Annotated in this window: 8 protein-coding genes; 4 read left to right on the forward strand and 4 right to left on the reverse strand. The window is 73.1% G+C overall.

Features of this window, described 5'->3' with window-relative positions:
• On the reverse strand, nucleotides 1-280 hold a 280-nt coding region (locus tag ACS04_RS22940), incomplete at its 3' end, for an SIR2 family NAD-dependent protein deacylase (RefSeq protein ID WP_048478655.1).
• A 165-nt stretch (nucleotides 281-445) separates the two neighbouring features.
• Between ACS04_RS22940 and ACS04_RS22945 the strand changes: the two genes are divergently transcribed.
• Both ACS04_RS22945 and ACS04_RS22950 read left to right on the forward strand, forming a co-directional pair.
• Nucleotides 446-883: a hypothetical protein gene (locus ACS04_RS22945; protein ID WP_048478606.1), complete on the forward strand. Its 438-nt coding sequence runs from the start codon at nucleotides 446-448 to the stop codon at nucleotides 881-883.
• Between the two features lie 34 nt (nucleotides 884-917).
• Nucleotides 918-1,784, forward strand: coding sequence for a GNAT family N-acetyltransferase (locus ACS04_RS22950; RefSeq protein WP_048478607.1), 867 nt, complete (start codon nucleotides 918-920; stop codon nucleotides 1,782-1,784).
• A gap of 141 nt (nucleotides 1,785-1,925) precedes the next feature.
• Here the strand turns inward: ACS04_RS22950 and ACS04_RS22955 are convergent, their stop codons facing one another.
• The 3 genes from ACS04_RS22955 to ACS04_RS22965 all read right to left on the reverse strand — a co-directional run bounded on the left by ACS04_RS22955 (nucleotide 1,926) and on the right by ACS04_RS22965 (nucleotide 3,547).
• Nucleotides 1,926-2,369 carry an SSI family serine proteinase inhibitor gene (locus tag ACS04_RS22955; protein ID WP_048478608.1) on the reverse strand — a complete coding sequence of 148 codons (444 nt, stop codon included), beginning with the start codon at nucleotides 2,367-2,369 and terminating at the stop codon, nucleotides 1,926-1,928.
• Nucleotides 2,370-2,608: 239 nt separating this feature from the next.
• On the reverse strand, nucleotides 2,609-3,070 hold the full coding sequence (locus tag ACS04_RS22960; RefSeq protein ID WP_209441755.1) for a Crp/Fnr family transcriptional regulator: 462 nt from the start codon (nucleotides 3,068-3,070) through the stop codon (nucleotides 2,609-2,611).
• A gap of 174 nt (nucleotides 3,071-3,244) precedes the next feature.
• Nucleotides 3,245-3,547: a hypothetical protein gene (locus ACS04_RS22965; RefSeq protein ID WP_048478609.1), complete on the reverse strand. Its 303-nt coding sequence runs from the start codon at nucleotides 3,545-3,547 to the stop codon at nucleotides 3,245-3,247.
• Nucleotides 3,548-3,765: 218 nt separating this feature from the next.
• On the opposite strand from ACS04_RS22965, the gene ACS04_RS22970 reads away from it, so the two are divergent.
• Both ACS04_RS22970 and ACS04_RS22975 read left to right on the forward strand, forming a co-directional pair.
• On the forward strand, nucleotides 3,766-5,712 hold the full coding sequence (locus ACS04_RS22970; RefSeq protein ID WP_048478610.1) for a glycoside hydrolase family 5 protein: 1,947 nt from the start codon (nucleotides 3,766-3,768) through the stop codon (nucleotides 5,710-5,712).
• 204 nt (nucleotides 5,713-5,916) lie between these two features.
• The coding region (locus ACS04_RS22975) for a LamG-like jellyroll fold domain-containing protein (protein WP_063839292.1) at nucleotides 5,917-8,355 on the forward strand (2,439 nt) is incomplete at its 3' end.

The following is an 8,355-nucleotide window of genomic DNA, read 5'->3' on the forward strand; positions in this document are numbered from 1 at the left end:
CCACGTTCTGCGTGACGACGCGTACCGGGGTGCCGGCGCGCTCCAGCTCCGCCACGGCCAGATGCGCGGCATTCGGCTGCGCCCCCAGGGCCGCGACCTCGGCGCGCATCCGCCAGGAGCGGCGCCGGACCTCCGGATCCGCCATGTAGTGCGCGTACGTCACCAGCTTCTCGGCCTCCGGATCCCGGCGCCACAACCCCTGCGGGCCCCGGTAGTCGGGAATCCCGGAATCGGTCGACATCCCGGCCCCACTGAACACTGCGACGAGCGGCTTCCCCATGGTCGGACCCTACGTACGGCAGGACCGGAGCCGCGACCGTATTAACCGGCTCACGCCGCCCAGGGGCCCGGGAGGTGCGTTCCTGCGGTGAATCCCGCCCCCCACAGGAGTGAGATCCGCGGCCCACCCCTGCCCGCGAAGTCCCCGGGTGGTTACACATCCCGCATGAAGACCACCCCGTACAGCCTCGGCGCCCTGCTGCTGGCCCTGCTCGTGCTGCCGGCCCCGACCACCGCCGTCGCAGCCGTCGGCGACCCCACGCCGGTGGCCGCCGGCCGCCACCGGCACACCGCCTCCGAGATCAGTGCCTTCCTCACCGCGTTCTACGGCCACCACGGTCCGTCCGCGCGCGACCGCGAACTGGCCATCTCGCAGCAGCTCAAGGAGAAGCAGGCGCACGCCCCGACCTCCGACGTGCTGCTCTGCGCCCACGACGAGCCCCGGGACATCGTCGTCGGAGCGGTCACCGTCGCCCATACGGCGGGAGTCGGCTGGGCCACCGTCACCACCCACTGGGCAGGGGACCGCACCGACACCTTCACCGCGTACGTGCGCCTCGACTCCCGGCCGATCAAGCTCGACGACGTGATCTGCGCGGGCTGACCCCGCACGTACGCCGTCTGGTACAACACCGGGCATGACGGGATTCGAGATCGGCGGCGCGAGCGCCGCCGACATGGGACTGATCCGCCACTGGGCCGACGAGGAAGGGTGGAACCCGGGGGACTCCGACCGCTTCGCCTTCGCGGTCGCCGATCCGGCCGGCTTCCTCGTCGGCCGGATCGGCGGCGAACCGGTGGCCTGCATCTCGGCCGTGCGGTACGGGCCGGACTTCGGGTTCATCGGCTTCTACATCGCCCGCCCCGCCTATCGGGGACAGGGCTACGGGATCCGGCTGTGGCAGGCCGGGATGGAGCGGCTCGACGGACGGCTCGTCGGTCTGGACGGGGTGGTCGACCAGCAGGACAACTACCGCAAGTCCGGGTTCCGTTCCGCCTGGAACAACGTCCGCCACGAGGGCGTCCCGCGGCCGAACGGATCGGGTGGCGGTGGCGGTGGCGGTGGCGCCGGATTCGAGGTGGTCGACGCCGCCTCGCTGCCCTTCGGGCTGCTCGCCGCCTACGACCGGCGCTTCTTCCCCGCGTCGCGCGACTCCTTCCTGTCGGCCTGGACGGGGTTGCCGGGCCGTACCGCCCTCGCGGCCGTCCGCGACGGCCGTATCGAGGGCCTCGGCGTGGTCCGCCCGTGCAGCGGGGCCTCGCGCATCGGCCCGCTGTACGCCTCGTCCCCGGAGGTCGCCGCCGCGCTGCTGCACCGGCTCGCGGAGCACACCCCCGACGGGGTGGTCGCGGTGGACGTGCCGGACGCGAATCCGTCGGCCACCGCCCTCGTGGCGGGTCTGGGGCTGGAGCCGACCTTCGAGGCCGCCCGGATGTACACCGGCCCGGCCCCCGAGATCGAACTGGCGGGGTTGTACGGGGTGACCAGCCTCGAACTGGGCTGAGGGGCCCGGGGCGGGAGGGGGCTTGCCGGGGCGGGGACGGGACGCCCGCCGTGCGCTGGGCCCTCGCCGGGCGCCGGGCTCCCGCCCCGTGCGCCGGGCGGCGGTCGCACGACGCCGCCCGGCCGTTCGCGTCGTGCCGGTTCAGAAGCCGAACAGCGCGCCGCTGGTGTGCCGCAGGCCGCACGGGTTGCCGAAGGTGTACGAGTAGCTCATCCGGCGGCCCTGCCACACCCCGACGGCCGTCACCGTCATCGGGTTCCACTCCCGGGTGCAGTCGACGCCCGCGCCGGGCGCGGCGACCGCGTCCAACTGGTGCGCGCTCGCCCGCAGTTCCGCGCAGGCGGCGGCGGGGGACGGGTGCGTGCCGCCCGGGGCCGGCGCGCAGACGAGGGTCACGGCGCGCAGCACCGTGCCGTGCGTGGTGTCCTCCCCGGCGGTGAGGCTCAGGACGAGGGCGGAGGGCGCGTACAGGCTCTCCGCCCCCGACGGTGCGGCGTCGGCGGCTCCGGGCCAGGCCAGGGCCGTGAGGGCGGTGAGCGCCATGGCGGCGGAACCGAGGCCGAGACCCTTTGCGATGGACCGCATTTCGAACTCCCTTGAGTGGTTGCTTCGGATAGCGGACAGGAGTCTTGCCGACACGGACCGTGAACGCCCGTTCGCACCGCGATTTTCCGTCACCGATCGTGAGCGAATGCATGCAGACCGCAGTGGCCCGGGCCGCGCTGACCTGTGGCGGAGCAGTCCGCCGAAACGGCCGAACACACGCGCTGAAACATTCCCGGAGGCGGCTTCGGCCTCCGGGAACGCGTGCCGGGCGGGCCTCTCTAGCCGGCCGTCGCGATGCGCGGGGCGTAGAGGTCGATCAGCCGGGTCCGGGTCTGGTGCAGCCGCAGCGCGAGCACCCGTCCGACCCAGTGGCCGACGGCGGAGCCGAACGCGGGATCGGCGTCCATCAGCATGCGGACGGAGGTCGCGTCGAACTCGTACGAGCGCACCGGGGTCATCGCCTCGGCACTCAGCTGCCAGGTGTACGGCGGGAAGAGCCATGACCAGCCGACGAGTTCCCCGGGGCCGATGTTCTCGACGGGGGCCGGCCGCCGGGTGGGCAGCGGGATCTGGAGCGTCACCGTGCCGGATCGCACGATCCAGAAGGCCTCGGCGCGCGCGCCCTCCTCGAAGATCCTCGCACCCTCGGGGAAATTGACCTCGCGGGCCTGGGACATCAGCCGTCCGCGGTATTCGGTGGAGAGGACGGCGGCGATTCGGATGGGGGAAGGTGTGCTCACGACGGCCTCCGATCAGGGCCCCCCGTTACCCCCCAGTGTGACCGACATCCGGACGAATCCGGGTGCGGCGCATCAACCGGTTGTCCGGTACCCCCGCGGGCGGTCCGCCACACCCCCGGCGCGGTCGGGGCCCCGACTCCTCGAAGTCGGCCGGCGGCGCCCGGCGCGGGGCGCTCAGTCCTCGGCGTTGGCCTCCAGGCAGGCCAGCTCCATCGCGTCGAGGACCGCCTCGTGGCTGCGGCGGCTCAGCTCGGCGACGTTCTCGATCTGCGCCGTGGCCCAGGCCGCCAGGGTCATCACCAGGACGCGCAGCCCGTCGGTGCCGTGCTCGGCCAAGATCGCGTCGGCGACGAGCATCGCGTCCTCAGGTACCTGCTCCGGCGGCTCCAGCCCGGCGAGCCCGCGCAGCATCGTGAGGGTGCGGCGGGAGATCTCCGGCGTCATCCTCGCCAGCCGCATGTCCTCTTCCTCGTCCATCCGCCCCACCCTCCCGTTCGGTCCCGTCCCCCCAGGGCACGGTAGGCGCTGACGGTCCCGCGCGGGGCCGTTTCGCCAGGGTGACCGCACGTAAGGGAACGGCCCGGGCCGCGGAGGCCGGAAAGTCGGTGCCCGCGTGGCTTCCATGGTCGGCAACCGGCCGGTAACTTGTGCGCGGCATCCGCCAGTTGCGTCAGACCCCCCTTCGCAGGAGCGACATGAAGAGCCTCATCCGCGCGCTGTCCGGCGCCCTCCTGCTGCTGGCGGGAGCCCTGCCGGCGGTGGCCGGGCCGGCATCCGCCGCAGCCGCGCCCGCGCCGGCACTCGTGTCCAGGCCCGGCTCCCCGCCCGTATCCGCCGCCCCGGCCGAAGCGTGGACCCCGCCGCTGTCCACCCGCGGCCGCTACGTCGTCGACGCGCAGGGCAACCGCTTCCGGCTGCGCTCCGGCAACTGGGACGGCGCCCAGGGCTCCTGGAACGGCAGCGGCGACCGCAACGACCCCGCCACGCACCACGCCGGACAGAACTCCAACGGCATCCCCATCGGCCTGGACCGGGTGCCGATGTCCACCCTGCTGGCCGACTTCCGGGCCCTCGGCCTCAACAGCATCCGGCTGCCCTTCTCCAACGAGATGCTCCGCACCACCGCCCCCGTCCCGGACGCGGCCGTCGCCGCCAACCCGGCACTGCGCGGGCGCACCCCGCTCCAGGTCTACGACGCCGTCGTCGCCGCGCTCACCGACGCCGGCTTCGCCGTCATCCTCAACAACCACACCGGCACCACCCGCTGGTGCTGCGGACTCGACGGCAACGAGCGCTGGAACAGCGGCAGGACCACCGCCCAATGGGCCGACGACTGGGTGTTCCTGGCCCGCCGCTACCGCGACAACCCGCGCGTCGTCGGGGCCGACCTCTACAACGAGGTCCGCCGCGACGTGCTCGACGACCCCAACTGGGGACTCGGGGACGACCACGACTGGCAGGCAGCCGCCCAGGAGGCGGGCGACCGGATTCTCGCCGAGGCCAACCCGAACCTGCTCATCGTGGTCGAGGGCATCAACTGGACCGGCATCCCCCTGGACGGCCTCCCGCACGGCCGCCCCACCCTCACCCCCGTGCGCACGCTGTCCCACACCCTCGTGGTCTCGGGCAAGCTGGTGTACTCCGCCCACTTCTACGGGTACACCGGGCCCCGGCACAGCGGCGCGACCGGCATGGGGGAGACCCACGACCTCCGCTACCAGGACATGAGCCGGGCCCAGCTCGAACAGACCCTCTACGACCAGGCCCTCTATGTTTCCGCGGAAACCGGCAACCACTTCACCGCACCCGTCTGGGTCAGCGAGTTCGGCACCGGCGCCGACGAGAGCGGCGCCCTCCCGCGCGCCTGGTTCCAGAACCTCACCGGCTTCCTGAACGCCGTCGACGCCGACTTCGCGTACTGGCCGCTGGTCGGCTGGAGCACCACCGCCCAGGGGGCCCCGGGCGGCGACTCCTGGGCGATGCTCCGCTACGACGCCTCCGGCCGCCGCACCGGCGTACTCGACGCGGGCGACTGGCGGACCCAGCCGTGGACTGCCCTCGCCACCCCCGGGCGCACCGGCCCGATCCCCGTCACCCCCTCCTGGTACCAGCTGTCCACCGACCACCGCGACCACAACGCCTCCCTGCTCACGCGGGCCACCGGTGACTGGGACAACGCGGCCCGCAAAGCGGTGTGTCCCGACGGCTCCCGGCTGGCCGGACTCGGCCACACGGACGGGCGCGGCCTGTGCGCCACCTCCGGCCTGCGGGCCGCGACGGGCGGCCACACGGTGGTCCGCGACGAGGCGTACGTCCCCCCGGGCGGCGACTGGGCCTCCGGCTACACGAAGTTCCAGTGTCCGGCCGGCCAGTTCCTGATCGGCTACAGCGTGCGCGGCGAGCGGGTCTCGGCGGCCCTGTGCGCACCGGGCCGCACGGCACTCCCGGCGGGCGGCCGCACGCTCTGGTTCGACCGGGGCGACAACCGCCCGCCCGGCGGTCCCGGCGGCGAGTTCGCGTACGGGGACTACAAGGGCCAGTGCCTGCCGACCGAGTACGCGGCGGGCATCGCCTTCACCACGCGCGCGGCCGCCCGCCCGGGTCCGGCGGCCCTCCTCTGCCGCCCCCTGCCGACCGCCTGACGCTGAGCTCCGCCCCCCAACAGAAATGATCATGGCGAGAACCGGTTGTCGGCGCCGGACGCCTCCAATTTGGCATCCAATGCGTCAAGTGGGGTGAACGGGGGTGCGAACAGGCCTAGTGTGCGCCCGTACGCACGGCCGGTAACGGCGACTGAACGCCGGTTTTCGGCCATCACCGCACAGTGACACCGAACTGGGGGGTTCATGCGTAGATCCAGAGGGCTCGCGGCCGCACTCGCCCTGTCCCTGGCCGGGACCGGCGCGAGCGCGGTCCTCGGCCTCGTCCCGCAGGCGGCGGCCGTCACCCCGCCCGTCGCCTTCACCGCCGACGCGCTGTCCACCTGGCAGCCCAACGGCGTCGTCTGGGCCCTCGCCGAGACGGGCGGCACCGTCTTCGTCGGGGGCACCTTCTCCGCGGTCCGCCCGCCCGAGGGATCGGGCGGCGCCGAGCAGTCCGCGGTGAACTTCGCCGCCCTCGACGCCGCGACCGGCGCCCCGACCTCCTGCCACCTCTCCTTCACGGTCGGCGGCGGCACCGCCACCGTCCGCGCCCTCACCCTCTCCCCGGACAAGCAGACCCTCTACGCCGGCGGCTACTTCGGCGCCGTCAACGGCACCCCGGTGTCCAGCATCGCCGCCATCGACGTGGCGACCTGTACGGTCAAGACCGGCTTCCGCCCCGCCTTCGCGGCCACCGTGCGGGCCCTCGCCGTCACGAACGACACCGTCTACGCGGGCGGAGACTTCCTGACCGTCGCCGGGCAGCCGCGCCGGCGGTTCGCCGCCGTGGACGCGGACGACGGCGCGCTGCGGCCCTTCACCGCCGACGCCGACGAGCCCGGCCGCGCCGTCGAGGTCACCCCCGACGGCAGCCGCGTCCTCCTCGGCGGCGACTTCTTCACCGTCAACGGGACGGACACGCACGCGCTGGCCGTCGTGGACGCGGGCAGCGGCGCGCTCACCAAGACGTACGCCGGTTTCATCGAGACCAACTCCGTCGTCAAGGACATCGCGACCGACGCGACCGGCTTCTACACCGCCAACGAGGGCACCGGCGGCGGCGTGTTCGACGGCCGGATCGCGCTCGACCTCGGCGATTTCAACCAGCGCTGGCGCGACACCTGCCTCGGCGCGACCCAAGCCGTGCTCCCGTACCAGAACGTCCTGTACAGCGCCTCCCACGCCCACGACTGCTCCAGCGTCGGCGAATACCCGGACGGGCAGCGCCACCACCTGCTCGCCCAGCCGACCACCAGCGTCGGCAAGCTGGGCTGGGCCCCTGACACCAACGACGGCATCGGCGAGGGCATCGGCCCGCGCGTGATGGCGGTCGGCTCCAAGGGCGGGGTCCAGTACCTGTGGGTCGGCGGGGAGTTCACCTCCGTCAACGGTTCCGCACAGCAGAGCCTGACCCGCTTCGCCTCCACCGGCGACACGGGAGCGCCCACCGTGCCCGTCGCGACCGCGGCGAGCTTCAAACCCGGCGAGGTGCAGGTGCGCTGGCGCACCAGCCTCGACCTGGACGACAGCGCGCTGACCTACCGCATCTACCGGGGCGGCTCGGCCACCCCGATCGCCACCGTCACGGCGGACTCGCTCTTCTTCAAGCGTCCGCAGGCCTCCTGGACCGACACGACCGCCGCCGCCGGCCAGTCCTACACGTACCGGGTCACGGCCACCGACGCGGCCGGCAACACCAGTGCCCCGTCGGCGACCGCGAGCGTGACCGTGCCGACCTCGGTCGACGCGTACCCCCATCAGGTGCGAGCGGACGGCGCCCAGCTGTTCTGGCGCTACGACGACGCGTCCCTGCCCAACGTCGCCGACTCCTCCGCGGCCGGCAACCAGAACGGCGTGCACCTGAACGCCCCGGCCCTGCGCCAGACGCCCGGCGCGGTCTCGGGCGCGAGCACGGCGATCGGCTTCAACGGCACGGACACCCGGGTCTACGGGGACCAGCGCCAGACCATCGGCGCCGCGTACACCATCGAGACCTGGTTCAAGACGAACACCACCCGGGGCGGCAAGCTCTTCGGCTTCGGCAACAACCAGGTGCGCGGCAGCAGTCAGTACGACAAGCACCTCTACATGACCAACGACGGGCGCCTCGTCTACGGCGTGTACACCGGGGCCACCCGCACCATCACCACCGGCGCCGCGTACAACGACGACCAGTGGCACCACGTCGTCGCCACCCAGGGTCCGGGCGGCATGGTCCTCTATGTGGACGGCGCGCAGAAGGGCACCCTCGCCGTCACCACGCACGAGAACTACGCCGGCTACTGGCACGCCGGCGGCGACAGCCTCGGCGGCTGGCCGAACCCCCCGACCAGCGAGTTCTGGGCGGGCCGGCTGGACGAGACCGCCGTCTACCCGAGCGTCCTGAGCGCGGCGCAGGTACAGAACCACTACGCCCTGGCCACCGCCCCGGCGGACTCGGTCGTCCAGGTGCGGGCCGCCGAGGACACGTACGCGAACGCGGGCGCGCCGGACACCAACTACGGTGGCTCGTCCTCGCTCGCGGTGCGGGGATCCTCGCCGTACACCAGCTACCTGCGCTTCGACCTGCCCGCCGCGCCCGCGGGCACGGTGCTCAAGTCGGCCTCCCTGAGCGTCAAGACGAGCACGATGAGCGGGGCGGGT

Origin of the sequence: Streptomyces roseus (assembly GCF_001044425.1) — a bacterium.
Classification (GTDB): domain Bacteria; phylum Actinomycetota; class Actinomycetes; order Streptomycetales; family Streptomycetaceae; genus Streptomyces; species Streptomyces roseus.